Source organism: Canicola haemoglobinophilus (assembly GCF_002015075.1).
Lineage (GTDB): Bacteria > Pseudomonadota > Gammaproteobacteria > Enterobacterales > Pasteurellaceae > Canicola > Canicola haemoglobinophilus.
The window spans coordinates 14,754-31,795 of record NZ_MUXZ01000022.1; the positions used below are offsets into that span (position 1 = coordinate 14,754).

Sequence of the window (17,042 nt, forward strand, 5' to 3'; positions counted from 1 at the left end):
ATCAATGAAATTTACGGTGATCATTCCCGCCCGCTACGCCTCAAGTCGTTTACTGGGCAAGCCTTTAGCTGATATTGCGGGTAAACCCATGATCCAACATGTTTGGGAAAAAGCACAACAATCGGGTGCTAGTAGAGTCGTTGTTGCCACTGATAACGAGGATGTCGCACAAGCGGTGCATAGCTTTGGTGGGGAAGTTTGTATGACTTCCTCTCAGCATAATTCAGGCACAGAGCGTTTAGCGGAGGTGGTAGAAAAATTAGCCATTCCTGATGATGAAATTATTGTCAATATTCAAGGGGATGAGCCATTAATTCCGCCTGTGATAGTCAGCCAAGTGGCACAAAATTTGGCGAATAATGGGGTAAATATGGCAACGTTGGCGGTTAAATTAGCAGATGCGGAGGAATTATTTAATCCAAATGTGGTGAAAGCTGTGACAGATAAAAACGGCAATGTGTTGTATTTTTCTCGTGCTGCAATTCCTTGGAATCGTGATCAATTTGCCAATTTATCAGCACAGCAACAAAAGCAATTATTACTGCAAGATCATTATTTACGCCACATTGGTATTTACGCTTATCGGGCAGGTTTTATTAAGCAATATGTGCAATGGCAACCAACAACATTGGAACAAATTGAAAGCTTGGAACAATTACGCGTACTTTGGTACGGCGAAAAAATCCATGTAGATCTTGCTAAAGAAGTGCCAGCGGTAGGAGTGGATACGGCAGAAGATTTAGAAAAAGTGCGGTCGATTTTAGCTCATGTATAGATATTAATGGATTGGGACTTAAATAAGACTGTAGAAATAAAAGGGAAATTAATTTGGCAAAGATAAAAAAAGAGATAATTGAAGCAAAAGGATTTGCTATTCAGCTTTATACAGAAGATTTTAAGAATGATTATATTAGCCTGACAGATATTGCCAAATATAAAAATCGGGAAGAACCCAATGTCGTTGTGGCAAACTGGATGCGAAACCATAATACAATAGAATATTTAGGAATATGGGGGCAATTAAATAATCCCGGATTTAACCCCCTCGAATTCGAGGGGTATTTAAAAGATGCTGGGAGCAATGCTTTTACCTTATCACCTCAAAAATGGGTTACAACTACGAATGCAAAAGGATTATTCGTCAAACTAGGAAGGGCGGGTGGGACTTTTGCTCATAAAGATATTGCATTTAAATTCGCAGCTTGGATATCAGCAGAGTTTGAACTTTACATCATTAAGGATTATCAACGCCTAAAGGAAGATGAGACTTCAAGATTATCTTTAACTTGGAATTTGCATCGGCAAATATCTAAGATTAACTATAAAATTCATACAAATGCGATTAAAACATATTTGTTAAAAGATCTAACTGAAAGTCAATTAGGTTTTAAATATGCAAGTGAAACAGATATGCTTAATGTTGCTTTATTTGATAAAACTGCAAAGCAGTGGAAGGATGAAAATAAAGGCTTAAAAGGAAATATGCGAGATTATGCTAGCTTGAATGAATTATTAGTTCTTTCAAATATGGAAAGCTACAATGCTATTTTGATTGAAAAAGGAATTGAGGCAAAAGAAAGAATGATAGAACTCAGAAAACTTGCTAGAACACAGCTATTATCCTTGGAAAAATTAAATCAGAAATCGATAAAAGATTTGGAGACTTTAGGTGATGACAAGCATTAATGGATATGTTTTGGTTGCGATAACGTCTCTATAAAAATTATACAATTATAGATTTAACATGATATTTGACCATAAAACCTTTCTTGCCAATGTAACGCACCAGCCTGGTGTTTATCGCATGTTCGATGCAAAAGGGCAGGTTATTTATGTTGGTAAGGCAAAAGATCTGAAAAAGCGTTTATCGAGCTATTTTCGTACTAATTTAAGTAGTAAAAAGACCTCTGCTTTGGTTTCGCACATTCATTCCATTGAAACCACAATAACTACTTCAGAAACAGAAGCATTACTACTTGAGCATAACTATATTAAAGCTTTCCAGCCTCGTTATAACGTACTATTGAGAGATGATAAATCCTATCCTTATGTTTTATTAACGCAAGAACGTCATCCTAGAATTACTTCACATCGTGGTGCTAAAAAAGTGCAAGGAGAGTATTTCGGTCCCTATCCTCATGCAAGTGCGGTGCGAGAAACCTTATCTTTGTTGCAAAAATTATTTCCTATTCGCCAATGTGAAAATTCTGTTTATAAAAATCGCTCTCGCCCTTGTTTGCAATATCAAATTGGACGTTGTCTGGCTCCTTGTGTGAGCGGATATGTGACAGATCAGGATTATCAAGCTCAGGTTGAATATGCAAGATTGTTTTTACAAGGCAAAGATCAACAAGTATTAGAACATTTGATTGGCAAAATGGAGCAGGCAAGCCAGCAATTAGATTTTGAAAGTGCGGCACGTTTTAGAGATCAAATTCAGTCTGTTCGTGCAGTGATTGAAAAACAATTTGTCAGTAATGAACGACTAGATGATATGGATATTATTGCTATCGCTTATCAGCTTGGTATGGCTTGTGTGCAAGTGATGTTTATTCGTCAAGGGAAAGTGTTGGGCAATCGTAGTTATTTTCCTAAAGTACCAGCCAATACGGATTTAGCTGAACTCACGGCGACTTTTGTTGGGCAATTTTATTTACAAGCTCATCAAGGCAGAACTATTCCAAACAATATTGTGTTGGATCATAAGTTGGAAGTAAAAGCAGAATTAGAACAGCTATTAAGTGAGCAAGCTGGGCGAAAAGTGAATATTCAAGACAATGTAAAAGGTGACAAAAGCCAGTATTTACATTTAGCACAAATGAATGCTAAAGCAGCCTTAAGGGTGAAGCTCAAAGAAAGCAGTTTAATTAGCGAACGCTATCAAGCCTTACAAGCTCTTTTATCTTTGCCTGAAATTAAACGCATGGAATGTTTTGATATTAGTCATACCATGGGGGAGCAAACTATTGCTTCTTGTGTAGTGTTTAATCAAGAAGGACCTTTAAAATCCGACTATCGCCGTTTTAATATTGAAGGAATTACCGGCGGAGATGATTATGCAGCGATGGAAATGGCGTTGCGAAAACGTTATGAACGAGATTTAGAGCCTGAAAAAATCCCTGATGTAATTTTTATTGATGGTGGAAAAGGGCAGCTTAATCGAGCTTTGCAAGTGTTTGCTGAATTAAAAGTAAAATGGGATAAAAATCGACCGCACTTAATCGGCGTGGCAAAAGGTGTTGATCGCCGAGCAGGGCAAGAAACGCTCATTTTAAGCAAACTAGGGCGAGAAATAAATTTAGATCCTAATGATTTAGCTTTACATCTTATTCAGCATATTCGTGATGAAAGCCATAACCACGCCATTAGTGGCCATCGCAAAAAAAGGCAAAAAGCCTTTACCCAAAGTGGACTAGAAACCATTGAAGGTGTTGGAGCAAAACGAAGACAAGCCTTATTAAAATATCTAGGCGGTATGCAAGGGGTTAAAAATGCGAGCTTGGAAGAAATAGCGTCGGTGCCGGGGATTTCAGCATCTTTAGCAGAGCGAATTTATGAAACTTTGCGTAGTGAATAGAAAGATGATTTAAAGTTTTTGCTTAGGACAATAATAAACCAAAGGGGAAATTGTAAATTTCCCCTTTTTAGATGCAACTTTTGAAGCTATTAAAAAATAATATTTCCATTGTCATCAGCTGTTTTCATTAATCCAATCACAAATTCAATTAATGCAATAAATCCTGGAATAAAAGTCCAACAGAATAAAAGATATAAAATACCTAGTCCTGTTTTTCCTGCATAAAATTTATGAATACCAAAACCCCCTAAGAAGAACGCCAGCAAACAATAAGCCATTTTATTGACTGGTTTTGCATCTTGAGGATAGATGTTATTTGTTTTCAAAATAACAGGGGCATCATCAGTACCAAACACATCGACTTCATCTCTGATATGAGGCTCAAAATTGAAAGCTGTTCTTGGTATGACTTTAATTGAACCATCCGGCATACCGATAGAAACCATACCATTTTCGATTTTTATAATTTTAGCCATAAAGATTTCCTCTTTAATGTGATTACTTAAATTTTCTAGCTAAGGAAGAAAATATGGATTTTTTCTTTAGCTAAAAGTGCGGTGTGTTTTATTCGAGATTAGTTGGCAATATTACCAATGATACTTCTTGTATCTTCTTTAACCTCGATAAGTTGAACAGGGATTATATCGCCAATTTTGTATGTTCTTTCGCCTTTAATATAAAGAGCAATTTCATCCGCATTGACTTGAAGTTCCTCTTTGTTGTTGTGCAAGGTTGAGGCTGGAATAAAAACAGATGCGCCATTTTCTAACAATAACACTCGCAATCCACCACGCATGACATCTTGTACTTCCGCTTGGAAGATTTGTTTTTGTTCTACTTTATCTGCTAAATAACGGCAATATAGCCAATCCGCAATATCGCGTTCAACTAAACGGTTTTGACGGCGAGCCTCTTGTAAACGTTGTAAAACGTTCTCTTGTGGGCGTTCGTATTGCTGTGTTGTTAGGCTAGCTTTAATTAAGCGGTGATTTACCATATCCGAATATTTACGAATTGGCGATGTCCATGTGGCATAACCTTGTAAACCCAAGCCAAAGTGCGGTGCTAATTCAGCCTTAAATTCTGCAAAGGTTAAGAAACGGCGCAAACGAAACTCAAGATAATCACTTTCAAAGGGCTCAATATCATGACGCATATTGCAATAACCAACTAAGGTTGCCAGATTTTCTACGGAGTAGAGTTGACTTAATTCTGCTTGATTTTGCTCATTAGCTAAATTTGCTAATAAGAAATTATGGGCATTTTCCAAGAATTTTTTATCAAAACCGCTGTGAGTATTAAAGATCCCGAAACCAATTTGTTCATCAAGATATTGCGCAGCACAAATATTGGCAATAATCATTGCTTCTTCAACAATTTGGTTAGCAATACGGCGATATTCTGTTTTGATCTCTTGTACTTTGCCATTTTCTGCTAATACAAAAGAGTAATCTGGTTTTTCTCTAAATAGCAGCGCATGGATTTGGCGCCATTGGGTTCTGGCTAAGGTAAATTGATGTAGCCATGCAATTTGCTGCTGGGTAATAGGATCTTGAGGTTGCCAGCTATCTGCTTTTTGTTCTAAGTAATCAGATACTTTGTCATAGGCTAATTTCGCTTTTGACATCACATAAGCTGAAACAAAGCGTGGTTTAGCGCTGATTTCACCTTGTAAGTCCGTTTCAATATAGCAAACTAAGGCAGCTCGTTTATCGTTTTCTGAAAGTGAGCAAAGATCATCTGACAATTCTCGTGGCAACATTGGAATATTAAAGCCCGGCAAGTAATTGGTGAAACAACGCTGTTTTGCATCTTGTTCAATCTGTGAATTAATATCGATATAAGCTGTTGGATCCGCAATGGCAACCACTAAGCGCCAGCCAATTTGCACATCGTTTTCAGTGATTGGCTCAATATATAAAGCATCGTCCATGTCTTTTGTGGTTTCACTGTCGATAGTTACGAAGTGAAGTGCGGTTAGATCTTCACGAGTTTGTTGATCTAACATCTCATAGCTTTCTTGCCCTTGTACAGGATAACGAGATTGTTCATGGCGTGCTAAGGTTACCCACCAAGGCGCCAATTCATCGTCCGCACGACAAATAAATTCCGAAATTTGAGCAAAGAAAAAACGATCATCACGCAAAGGGTGGGTTTTTAATTGTGCCACAACCCAATCGCCTTCTTGTAATTCTTCTTTAACGGCTTTTGTTTGATTTGCGCCAATAGGCTGGTTAATTTGTGGGTGATCCACTAAAACCTGTAATTTCTTCTCTTTATTGAACCGCACTTTTGCAATAAAGCGAGTGAGCATCGGTTCGATTAATTCTTCTGGCTCAGCTTGTTCTTTATCGCCAACAGTTTCAATTACTGCTTTAATTTTATCGCCATGCATGACTTTTTTCATGGCAGCGGGTGGAATAAAGTAACTTTTTTTATCACATTCAAGGAAACCGAATGCTTTATCAGAGCCTTTTACGATACCTTCTACATGAGGTTTGCTATCACGAATTTGTTGTTTGAGTTGGGAAAGTAGGGGGTTATTTTGAAACATATTTTTACGCTATAAATGAAAATGGACGTTCAAATGAACGTCCTGAAAAAGATGAAATAGTTGATTATTCGCTCATTGCTGTAATGCTAAAACCAGCATCAACATGCAATACTTCGCCTGTTACGCCAGAGGCTAATTCTGAGCATAAGAATGCTGCTGAATTACCTACGTCTTCAATTGTTACGGTACGGCGTAAAGGTGCTGTATTTTCAAAAGTTGCTAGCATTTTCTTGAAGTTTTTAATGCCTGATGCAGCTAAAGTGCGGATTGGACCTGCTGAAATTGCATTGACACGAATACCCTCTTTACCTAAATCAGCTGCCATAACACGAGTTGCCGCTTCAAGAGAGGCTTTTGCCAAACACATGACGTTATAGTTTGGAATTGCGCGTTCAGCACCTAAATAAGTTAAGGTTAATAAGCCAGCGTTTGGATTTAACATTGGGCGAGCTGCTTGTGCCATAGCAACAAAGCTGTATGCGCTAATATCATGTGCTATGCGATAGCCTTCACGAGTTGCTGCATTGACATAATCGCCGTCTAATTGATCGCCCGGAGCAAAAGCAATTGCGTGCACAAAACCATCAAATTTATCCCAATGTTGCTTTAATTGTGCAAAACATTCATTGATGCTTTCATCTGTTGCTACGTCTAAAGGTAAGACAATATTAGAACCAAACTCTTGCGCAAATTCTTCCACACGAGCTTTTAATTTATCGTTTAAATAAGTGAAGGCTAATTCAGCACCTTCACGTTTCATTGCAGCAGCAATACCGTAAGCAATTGAACGGCTGCTTGCTAAACCTGTGATTAAAATGCGTTTACCCGCTAAAAATCCCATAATAAAACCCTTTATTTAGTTAGTTAAAAAGTCGGCATAGTATAAGTCAAAATCCGACAAAAAACAAAAGACAGCCTGAGAGTTCCGACCTTTAAGCTGGATTGTCAATATCTTTAAACTCCACTTCAAATCCATATTCTTTGGCTAGCCATTCGCCTAATGCTTTAATGCCGTAACGCTCTGTGGCATGATGACCCGCCGCAAAAAAATGAAGACCTTGTTCTCGTGCAGAATGAATAGTTTGTTCTGATACTTCGCCTGTAATAAAAGCATCTAGCCCTTTTGCCGCAGCTAAATCAATATAGCCTTGTCCGCCACCTGTGCAAATACCAATAGTACGAATTAAGTGCGGTGCGTTTTCGCCACAAAATAACGGCTTACGACCTAATACTTTTTCAATGCGTTGAGCAAATGCTTCGCCACTCAATGCTTCAATTAAATCCCCATAAACAGGAATACTAAAGTTGTTATTTTCTAACGGACGTAAATTTTCAATCCCGAGTAACTTGGCAAGTTGTGCATTATTGCCTAATTCTGCGTGAGTATCTAAAGGTAGATGATAGCCATACATATTGATGTCATTTTGTAACAAGGTTTTAATGCGTTTCCCTTTCATTCCACGAATACAAGGATTTTCGCTTTTCCAGAAATAGCCATGATGAACTAAAATTGCATCTGCTTTTTGCTCCACCGCATAATCAATTAGCGCTTGGCTTGCGGTAACACCAGTAATGATTTTTTGCACATGCGCTTTTCCCTCCACTTGTAAACCGTTGGGCGCATAATCGGAGATAGCTGCACTATTAAGTTTTTGATTGATAATTTGTTCTAATTCAAGATTATTCATATAAGTTTCCAATTGATTAAATTTTATTTAATTGTTGTACCTTTTAATAACTTCCGCATCCAGCTACGATTTGGGCTGAGATTATGCAGAATATCCTCACTTAATGGAAGTGGCTCAGCATAAATAAGCGATGCAAGGGTTTCGCCCAATAACGCAGCCGATGTCAGCCCGCGAGAACCCAATGCACCAATAAGATATAAATTATCCCATTGTGCTGCATTTGGAATAGCTTGTTTACGGCGGCGTAAATTAAAGATATTTTGATAATCTACGCATTGTTGTGCAAAATTCGGTACATTTCCAACAACTGGTACCCGATCTCGCACTGCACAACGAACGCCCACTCTTGCTTGATTATTAGAAGTATCCACATCTTTAGTCCAAAGTGCGGTGAGATTTCGTTGAATTTTTTGCTGATTTTCTAATTGTTCTTCATGGCTAAAATCTCGGTTGGCATTATCACGCACATGACTTGCACCAATACAATGACTTTGTTTTGCCTGATCTACTGGTGTTAAATAACCGTCATAACAAAGCACAGATTTCAGTTTCAGTAAATTTTCACTGGTTGGAATTTGACTGACTTGACCTCGCACAGGATAAAGCGGTAGTTTTTCGGTTTGTGTAAAGTTGGTTATTTTATAGCCGTTAGCAAGAACCACGACTTGATGATGAAAAGTTTGATTTTGTGCATTCGTTAAAATCCATTGAGTATTTTGTTGGTGAAGAGCGGTGATTTTTTGTGAAGTTTTGATCTCTAGCCCGAGTTGTTGTAAATAAGCAAAGGTATTTTGCACAAATTGACGAGGTGCAAGCCATGCCCCTTGCGGAATAAAACCACCCGTACAATTTAAAGGTAGCCCTACCTTTTCACTTAATTGTTCTGTGTGCAAACTTTGAAATAAACTGTTTGGCCATTGATAAGAAGAAATTTTTGCTAATTTAACCGCACTTTTTTGATTATAGGCACAAATTGCCACACCACAAAATTCATGCTCAAATTCTATACCTTGTTCGATCACCCATTGCAATCGTTGTAATCCATAGAAAAAGGCGTGGATATAAAAACGAATATTACTATTATTGTCATCACTTAGTTGTGGATAAAATGCACCTTGCTTATTGCCAGAAGCGTTGAGTGCTAGTTGCTCATCTTCACAGTACAACGTCACTTTTGCTCCTCTTTTTAAGAGTGAAAGTGCGGTAAAAAGTGAAGCAATTCCACCTCCAATAATAGCAATATCTTCAGTGCATAAAGAGGCTACTTGATTTAGATACCAAGGATATTTTGCATTGGGTTGTTGTATTGCATTTTTTAGACCCCACAAGCATTCGCGCTTTTTACCATAACCTTTGCGTTTGTATACTTCAAATCCCGCATGAAGCAACCCTTTTCGAACCGCACTTGCTGCAGTATATGTTGAAAATGTGCCTTGTGGTTTGCTGTAATAAAACATCCATTGATATAGTTCATCGTTCCACATTTGTGGATTTTTGCTCGGTGAGAAGCCATCTAAAAACCAAGCATCGATGCGATTTTGCATATAATCGCCCAATTGCGATAAATTATCCGCAATATCACCAAACCATAAATCCAAAGTTGTTTCAGCAAAATGAAAACGTTGACAACCTTGGATTGGTTCTAACCAATAATGTTGTAATTGTTGTGATAACTCGGAAAGTTGTGGATAAAGTCGATGAATTTGTTGAAGTTGTATTTTGGGAATGGGGTATTTCTCAAAGGAAATAAAAAATAAACGTTTTAGGTGCGATGTAGGATATTGCTGGCGAAATAGGCGGAAAAGTGCGGTTACTGAGAAGAAATTTAAACCTGTTCCGAATCCTGTTTCGGCAATGACAAAGTGTTTTTCTTGAGAGGTAATCCAACGGTTCCATAATTGATTACCTTGTTGAAATATATATTCACTTTCTGCTAAACCATTTTGATTTGAAAAATAAACATCATCGAATTGTTCTGACACCGGGGTGTTTTGTTGATTAAGATGAACTTTGGCAGATGTAATTGTGAACATGTGTAGTTAATTCTTTATTGTAACCAAGAGGTTGACTATAATAGCGAAAAAATTTTGACTGGTCTAACATTCAAAGAAAAACTTGAAATATTTTTATTTCATAGTAAGTTAGCGACCAATTATTTTATTCTTTAACACAAAGGAATTTTTCTATGAGAAGAGCCGTGATCACAGGTTTGGGTATTATTTCTAGTATTGGTAACAACAAACAAGAAGTATTGGAGTCTTTAAAAGCAGGAAAATCGGGCATTGAGCTTGTACCAGATTTTGTTGAAATGGGTATGCGCAGTCATGTGGCAGGAACTATTAAATTAAATCCAGCAGATTTGATTGATCGCAAAATTTATCGCTTTATGGGCGATGCTGCAGCTTATGCTTATCTTTCAATGAAAGAAGCAATTGAAGATTCTGGTTTAACTGAAGATCAAGTTTCTAATGATCGTACAGGTCTTGTTATCGGTGCTGGCACAGGATCTGCACGTAATCAACTTATTGCTTGTGATGTTGCTCGTGGACCGAGAGGCGTAAAAGCAATAGGACCTTATGCAGTAACAAAAACTATGGCATCAAGCGTATCAGCTTGTCTAGCTACACCTTATAAAATTCGTGGTGTCAATTATTCAATCAGTTCCGCTTGTGCGACTTCTGCACACTGTGTTGGTCATGCGGTAGAGTTAATCCAATTGGGTAAACAAGATGTTGTTTTTGCAGGTGGTGCAGAGGAGTTGTGCTGGGAATGTGCTGCTGAATTTGATGCGATGGGAGCTGTTTCAACTAAGTATAATGCAACGCCTAAAAAAGCTTCTCGTGCTTATGATGCAAACCGTGATGGGTTTGTTATCGCTGGTGGTGGTGCGGTAGTGGTCGTGGAAGAATTAGAACATGCGCTTGCTCGTGGTGCAAAAATTTATGCTGAAATTGTGGGTTATGGCGCTACATCAGATGGTTATGACATGGTTGCGCCAAGCGGTGAGGGTGCAGAACGTTGTATGAAACAAGCGCTTGCAACAGTAGATACGCCAATCGACTATATTAATGTGCATGGTACTTCTACACCTGTTGGTGATGTAAAAGAGTTAGGGGCAATTCTCAATGTATTTGGCGATCAAAAACCTGCTATTTCTTCAACAAAATCCATGACTGGACATTCATTAGGTGCGGCAGGTGCGCATGAAGTAATCTATACTTTATTGATGTTAGAGCATGATTTTATTGCGCCAAGTATTAATATTGAAACTTTAGATGAACAAGCTGAAGGTATGAATATTGTGACTGAAACAAAAGAAAATGCAGGACTTCAAACTGTAATGTCAAATAGCTTTGGTTTTGGTGGAACAAATGCGGCGTTAGTGTTTAAGCGTTATAGCAAATAATTTTTTATTACGCCTAATAAGCGAAAAACGCTCAATGTTGAGCGTTTTTTGTTTCTTTTCTTGCTATGAATTAGCATCTAATTGTTTATTTTCTAATTTTTCTTTTTTCTTCTGATCTCTACGTTTTTGAAAAAATGAGCTGAGTTTTTGGCTACATTCTTCTTGTAATACACCGCCAGTAATTTCTAACACATGGTTCATTTTGTAATCATTAAAAAAATGAAAGCGTGAACCAACCGCACCTGTTTTATAATCATAAGCACCGAAAACTAAGCGCCCAATGCGACTATGCAAAATAGCGCCAGCACACATAGTACAAGGTTCCAAAGTAACGTAGAGGGTTGTGTCAAGTAGGCGGTAATTTTGTCGTTTTTGCCCAGCTTGGCGCAGAGCAATAATTTCAGCATGGGCTGTGGGATCATTGTGAATGATTGAGAGGTTACAACCTTCAGCAAGGATATTTCCTAGCTTATCGACTAAAACAGCACCTACTGGAATTTCCCCTAATGTTTCAGCCCTCTCCGCAAGGGATAGGGCATGACGCATCATTTTCTCATCAAAATCAGACCGCACTTTTGAGCTTGTTCCTGTTTAGATTAAACAGAGAATGGATATTTAATTGCCTCATGACATTCATAGCCGATGACTTTGAAATCGTCCATGGTTACCCAAGTTTCTAAATCTTCCAGTGTTTTAATATCAGGATTAATTTCTAATTTTGGTAACGGCAGAGGCTCGCGTTTTAGTTGAACATCACGCATTAATTCAAGTTGATCTTCATAAATATGCGCATTAATAATCTTGTGGTAGGCTTGCCCTGGTTTTTTGCCCGTAATTTGCGCCATTAATGCCAAAAAGGTAAAAACTTGAATTTGATTGAAATTTAGCCCTAATGGAACATCGCAAGAGCGTTGATAGCTAGTTAAATATAGTGTATCGCCTAATAAAGAGAAGGTATGGGTATGCATACAAGGGCGCAAGCAACCTAAATCAATTTCTCCCGGATTGAAGAAGGTTAAAATTTCGCCTCGATCATCAATTCCTTTACTTAAGTTATTCACGATTTTACGCAGCTGATCTACTGTTTCGCCATTCGGTTTACGCCAGCTACGACCTTGTACACCATAAACACGTCCCATATCGTCAGTGCCTTTACGCACTGGGTTATTGAGCCATGCAAGATTTTCATTAGCGTTGGCATCCCAAGTTTTGGTGCCTAGTTTTCGGAAGTCTGCAGCATTATCATAGCCACGAATATAGCCTAAGAATTCTGCAATCGCCGCTTTCCAATAACTTTTTCTGGTGGTAATCAAAGGAAATTGGTTGTTGGCAACATCATAAGTAAGATCTGCATTAATCACAGTTAAACAGCGTTTTCCTGTGCGTTCATTTTCTACCCAAGTCCCTTGATCAATAATACGTTGGCATAAATCTAAATATTGACGCATAAAATATTATCCTTTTTTAAACCGCACTTTTTCTTTTATTGGCACGAAGATAAGCCCAAATCATAATGGCTAATCCACCGAAAATCATTGGCAAACAGAGAACTTGTCCACGAGTAAGCAAATCATTTACTGTGTTTACATTGTGATCAATTTCTCGCACATATTCCACGAGGAAACGGAAGATCCCATAACCAATTAAGAATAGACCAGCCACAGAGCCTGTTGGGCGAGGTTTGCGCACATAGAGATTTAAGATGATTAATAAAACCAGACCTTCTAAGAAAGCTTCATACAATTGAGAAGGATGGCGAGGCGTTGTTGAACCATAAGGAATAAGCGCCCAAGGTACATCTGTTACACGCCCCCATAATTCACTATTTATGAAGTTACCAATTCTTCCCATACCTAGACCAAAAGGTATTAAAGGCGCAACAAAATCAGCGGTTTGCCAGAAGCAATGACCTTGACGGCGAGAGGTCCAAATCATAGCAAGAATAACTCCTATTAATCCGCCGTGGAAAGACATTCCGCCTTCCCAAATACGAAATAGATAAATAGGATCATCTAAGAATTTGTCAAAGTTGTAGAAGAACACATCACCAATTCTTCCACCTAAAATCACGCCAAAGAAGCCGTTATATAATAATTGTTCTACTTGTTCTGCTGTCCAGACACAGTTAGATTTTTTGGCTCTCGTTGTACCTAGCCAATAAGCAAAGGCAAAGCCGAGTAAATACATCACGCCATACCAATGTAAACTGATAGGACCTAAGCTAAACATAACAGGGTCAATATAGGGCATTTTAAAAAATGTGGTATTCATTAAGTTTCCTTATTTAAAGATCATATTAAGCGCAATAACAATAAGCATCATTGCAAAATAGCGTTTTAAGGTTGGTACTGGGAGTTTTGTTGTGGTTGTTGCACCTAGCTTTGAAGTAAAAAATGACGTAAGCGTGATACCTAAAACTGCTGGTAAATAAACATAACCAAGAGAATATTCTGGCATTTCAGCGACATTCCAGCCACTACGCATAAAACTAACTGCACCCGACAGCCCTAACAACATGCCACAAACAGCAGAGGAGCCAATGGCTTTTTTCATATCAACACCACGGGAATTTAAAAATGGCACGATAAATCCGCCACCGCCAATACCCGCAATACTTGAAGCAATACCAATTAAAACACCACCAATGGCAGATGATAGTGGTGTGAGTGTTTTGTTATTTTGGGTTTGAGGTTTAATCGAGATAACCATTTTTATCGCCATGTAAACGACTAAAATCGCAAAGAGTTTGCTGGATAAACTTTTATCTAATTGGCTTACAATACCCGTTGAAATAAAGGTAGATAACATGAGCACTGGTATGAGAATTTTAACCGCATCCCAAACCACATTGCCCAGTTTGTAATGGCGTTGTGCGGAAGAAAAACTTGTGATGACAATAGTGGCGAAAGAGGTTCCAAGTGCGGTTGACATAAGTAGATTATCTGGAACGCCTACCATTGGGAGCAAGTAGACAAGGGTTGGGACAATGATAAGTCCCCCACCAATACCGAATAAGCCAGCGAGAAAACCCACAAAGGCACCTACACCTAGACAAATGAGAAAAAAGGTTAACATCTTATCCCCCTAACTTATTTGAAGAATATTTATGATATTTTTTGTAAAAATGTGTTTTTTTAATTGATGATAAAGAAGCTTTTTTTTCTTCTGGTATCGCTATTTTAGAATTCAAATTTGTATCGAATAAAAATGCAGCAAATTCTTTCATTGCTTTGCGATATACATCTTTCTTAAACGCCACAACTTGTCTTACAGGATACCAAAAGCTAACCCAACGCCAGCCATCAAATTCTGGCGATTTTGTACGTTGCATATTGATGCTTTTTTCATCGGAAACTAATTGTAGTAAAAACCAACGTTGTTTTTGCCCGATACAGATTGGCTGGCTATCATAGCGAAGTAAACGCTTTGGCAATTTATAACGTAGCCAATGTTTTGAAACATATAAGATTTTGACATCTTTTGGGGTTAAGCCCACTTCTTCATATAATTCGCGATACATCGCTTGCTCGGCAGTTTCGTTATCATTTATTCCACCCTGTGGAAACTGCCAAGAGTTTTGTCCATATCTTTTCGCCCAAAGTACCTGTCTTTTTGAATTACAGATCACGATACCCACATTCGGACGGTAGCCATCGAAATCGATCACTATCCTTCACCTTAATTAATAGTTAATTTTTGCTAGTTTTGACATAGATATATGCGGTAATAAGTAATATTTTCTTTTTTGAGAGTAGATAAAAATATTGGAGTGAAAATATTATTGTCTGCACAATGCCGAATAATTTGCAGATTGTTTCATAATATGCCTTTTTGCACAACTTAAATTAAGCACTTCATTTTTAACTATATAAATTTACAGTTATTTTACATAATTAAAACTTGCCTTTTAGTTAAAAAAGCGTATTATAGCCGTCTAGACGTTAAAACATCTAAAACTATTGTATAAAGAAAATTATATAAAGAATTTGTAATATTAAGGAAAACCTATGTCATCTTATTTATTTACTTCTGAATCTGTATCAGAAGGGCATCCAGATAAAATTGCAGACCAAATTTCAGACGCTGTACTTGATGAGATTTTAAAACAAGATCCAAAAGCTCGTGTTGCTTGTGAAACCTATGTAAAAACAGGTATGGCTTTAGTGGGGGGAGAAATTACCACTTCCGCTTGGGTAGATATTGAGAACTTAACTCGTCAAGTGATTTGCGATATTGGTTATAAACATTCAGAGATGGGCTTTGATGGTCATTCTTGTGCGGTATTAAATGCTATTGGTAAACAATCTTCTGATATTAATCAAGGTGTGGATCGTGAAAGTCCATTGGATCAAGGTGCGGGTGACCAAGGCATTATGTTTGGTTATGCCACAAATGAAACGGAAGTTTTAATGCCAGCTGCGATTACCTACGCTCATCGTTTAATGGAACGTCAAGCTCAAGTGCGTAAAAATGGCACGTTGGATTGGTTACGTCCTGATGCGAAAAGCCAAGTGACCCTAAAATATGAAAATAACAAAATCGTTGGCGTAGATGCTGTTGTACTTTCTACTCAACATTGCGATAGAGTTGATCAAAAAACTGTTCACGAAGGCGTAATGGAAGAAATCATCAAGCCAATTTTACCAGCGGAATGGTTATCCAAAGACACTAAGTATTTTATCAATCCAACAGGTCGCTTTGTGATTGGTGGTCCAATGGGCGATTGTGGTTTAACTGGACGTAAAATCATTGTAGATACTTACGGTGGTGCAGCTCGTCATGGTGGTGGTGCATTCTCTGGAAAAGATCCATCGAAAGTGGATCGTTCCGCTGCTTATGCGGCTCGTTATGTGGCGAAAAATATTGTGGCTGCAGGATTAGCAGATCGTTGTGAAATCCAACTTTCTTATGCAATCGGTGTAGCTGAACCAACCTCAATTATGGTGGAAACTTTTGGTACTGGCAAAGTTGCCAATGAATTATTGGTGGCATTAGTGCGTGAGTTCTTTGATTTACGCCCTTATGGTTTGATCAAAATGTTAGATCTAATCCAACCTATTTATCGTCAAACCGCTGCTTACGGACATTTTGGACGTGAGCAGTTCCCTTGGGAAAAAGTGGATCGTGCAGAAGAGTTGCGTGCTACCGCAGGTTTGAAATAATCTAAAATGGACGCCCAATTGGCGTCCTTTTATATATTATCGGACGCCAGCGTGGCGTCCCTACAATCACTTCATAATTCAACCGCACTTTACGCTTCTTATGCCTCAAACTGAACCAAATTCCGCCGACTTTCGTCAGCTCAAAATGCAAATCCAAAGGCGTTTAAGAGATTGCTTGAAAATGGCTGAGCTCTATTTTCAACGTGATTTTCCCATGCCAACCCTTAGCTATGATGCCCGAGGATTAAAAGCAGGTGTCGCCTATTTGCAACAAAACAGCATAAAATTAAACCGCACTTTATTATTGGAAAATCCACAACAATTTATTCAGCAAGTGGTTCCTCATGAACTAGCCCATTTAATTGTGTACCAACAATTCGGGCGAGTAAAACCTCATGGTGCAGAATGGCAAGCGGTAATGAATAAGATTTTCCAGCTACCAGCGGATACTTGTCACCAATTTGATGTGAGCAATGTCAGAGGCAAAACTTTTCTTTATCAATGTCAATGCCAAACCCATCAGCTATCAATCCGCCGTCATAATAAAATTCAACAGAAAAGTGCGGTGTATTTTTGCAAAAAATGTCAAGGTACTTTAGTTTTTAGCGATAAAATTGAGCAAATTGAAATGAAAGATGAAGTGGAGTAAATGGAT

At 38.1% G+C, this 17,042-nt stretch carries 16 protein-coding genes; 6 read left to right on the forward strand and 10 right to left on the reverse strand.

The genetic code is table 11. The features are described 5' to 3' along the window. Window positions 1–4 precede the first annotated feature (4 nt). The 3 genes from kdsB (at window position 5) to uvrC (ending at window position 3,577) form a co-directional block, all read left to right on the forward strand. Window positions 5–775, forward strand: coding sequence for a 3-deoxy-manno-octulosonate cytidylyltransferase (gene kdsB / locus B0186_RS07870; protein ID WP_078218822.1), 771 nt, complete (start codon window positions 5–7; stop codon window positions 773–775). Between the two features lie 53 nt (window positions 776–828). Continuing rightward, on the forward strand, window positions 829–1,686 hold the full coding sequence (locus B0186_RS07875) for a KilA-N domain-containing protein (protein WP_078218823.1): 858 nt from the start codon (window positions 829–831) through the stop codon (window positions 1,684–1,686). A 61-nt stretch (window positions 1,687–1,747) separates the two neighbouring features. Continuing rightward, complete coding sequence (uvrC, locus tag B0186_RS07880; RefSeq protein WP_078218843.1) at window positions 1,748–3,577, forward strand: excinuclease ABC subunit UvrC; 1,830 nt, start codon at window positions 1,748–1,750, stop codon at window positions 3,575–3,577. 89 nt (window positions 3,578–3,666) lie between these two features. Here the strand turns inward: uvrC and B0186_RS12190 are convergent, their stop codons facing one another. From B0186_RS12190 to mnmC, 5 genes are all read right to left on the reverse strand, one after another. Further along, the gene (locus tag B0186_RS12190; protein ID WP_078218824.1) at window positions 3,667–4,053 is read right to left on the reverse strand and encodes a TM2 domain-containing protein; all 387 of its coding nucleotides are present in this window, start codon (window positions 4,051–4,053) and stop codon (window positions 3,667–3,669) included. A gap of 98 nt (window positions 4,054–4,151) precedes the next feature. After that, a complete protein-coding gene (gene rnb / locus B0186_RS07890; RefSeq protein WP_078218825.1) occupies window positions 4,152–6,131 on the reverse strand; it encodes an exoribonuclease II in 1,980 nt (659 codons plus the stop codon). A gap of 64 nt (window positions 6,132–6,195) precedes the next feature. Then, the gene (locus tag B0186_RS07895) at window positions 6,196–6,972 is read right to left on the reverse strand and encodes an enoyl-ACP reductase FabI (RefSeq protein WP_078218826.1); all 777 of its coding nucleotides are present in this window, start codon (window positions 6,970–6,972) and stop codon (window positions 6,196–6,198) included. A 91-nt stretch (window positions 6,973–7,063) separates the two neighbouring features. Next, window positions 7,064–7,819, reverse strand: coding sequence for a Nif3-like dinuclear metal center hexameric protein (locus B0186_RS07900; protein WP_078218827.1), 756 nt, complete (start codon window positions 7,817–7,819; stop codon window positions 7,064–7,066). 23 nt (window positions 7,820–7,842) lie between these two features. Beyond that, window positions 7,843–9,852 carry a bifunctional tRNA (5-methylaminomethyl-2-thiouridine)(34)-methyltransferase MnmC2/FAD-dependent 5-carboxymethylaminomethyl-2-thiouridine(34) oxidoreductase MnmC1 gene (gene mnmC, locus B0186_RS07905; protein ID WP_078218828.1) on the reverse strand — a complete coding sequence of 670 codons (2,010 nt, stop codon included), beginning with the start codon at window positions 9,850–9,852 and terminating at the stop codon, window positions 7,843–7,845. Between the two features lie 152 nt (window positions 9,853–10,004). On the opposite strand from mnmC, the gene fabB reads away from it, so the two are divergent. Beyond that, a complete protein-coding gene (fabB, locus tag B0186_RS07910) occupies window positions 10,005–11,225 on the forward strand; it encodes a beta-ketoacyl-ACP synthase I (protein ID WP_078218829.1) in 1,221 nt (406 codons plus the stop codon). Window positions 11,226–11,288: 63 nt separating this feature from the next. Here the strand turns inward: fabB and tadA are convergent, their stop codons facing one another. Genes tadA through rppH form a run of 5 tightly spaced genes read right to left on the reverse strand, consistent with a single transcriptional unit; the run spans window position 11,289 to window position 14,892 of the window. Beyond that, window positions 11,289–11,774 carry a tRNA adenosine(34) deaminase TadA gene (gene tadA / locus B0186_RS07915; protein ID WP_078218830.1) on the reverse strand — a complete coding sequence of 162 codons (486 nt, stop codon included), beginning with the start codon at window positions 11,772–11,774 and terminating at the stop codon, window positions 11,289–11,291. A 47-nt stretch (window positions 11,775–11,821) separates the two neighbouring features. After that, the gene (locus B0186_RS07920) at window positions 11,822–12,673 is read right to left on the reverse strand and encodes a thymidylate synthase (protein ID WP_078218831.1); all 852 of its coding nucleotides are present in this window, start codon (window positions 12,671–12,673) and stop codon (window positions 11,822–11,824) included. 16 nt (window positions 12,674–12,689) lie between these two features. Then, window positions 12,690–13,496, reverse strand: a complete 807-nt coding sequence (lgt, locus tag B0186_RS07925; protein WP_078218832.1) for a prolipoprotein diacylglyceryl transferase — start codon at window positions 13,494–13,496, stop codon at window positions 12,690–12,692. A gap of 9 nt (window positions 13,497–13,505) precedes the next feature. After that, window positions 13,506–14,300, reverse strand: a complete 795-nt coding sequence (locus B0186_RS07930) for a sulfite exporter TauE/SafE family protein (protein WP_078218833.1) — start codon at window positions 14,298–14,300, stop codon at window positions 13,506–13,508. A gap of 1 nt (window position 14,301) precedes the next feature. Beyond that, on the reverse strand, window positions 14,302–14,892 hold the full coding sequence (gene rppH, locus B0186_RS07935) for an RNA pyrophosphohydrolase (RefSeq protein ID WP_078218834.1): 591 nt from the start codon (window positions 14,890–14,892) through the stop codon (window positions 14,302–14,304). A gap of 340 nt (window positions 14,893–15,232) precedes the next feature. Here rppH and metK point away from each other — a divergent pair, with 340 nt between their 5' ends. After that, window positions 15,233–16,387: a methionine adenosyltransferase gene (metK, locus tag B0186_RS07940; RefSeq protein ID WP_078218835.1), complete on the forward strand. Its 1,155-nt coding sequence runs from the start codon at window positions 15,233–15,235 to the stop codon at window positions 16,385–16,387. 100 nt (window positions 16,388–16,487) lie between these two features. Continuing rightward, window positions 16,488–17,036, forward strand: a complete 549-nt coding sequence (locus B0186_RS07945; RefSeq protein ID WP_078218836.1) for a SprT family zinc-dependent metalloprotease — start codon at window positions 16,488–16,490, stop codon at window positions 17,034–17,036. Window positions 17,037–17,042: the final 6 nt, after the last annotated feature.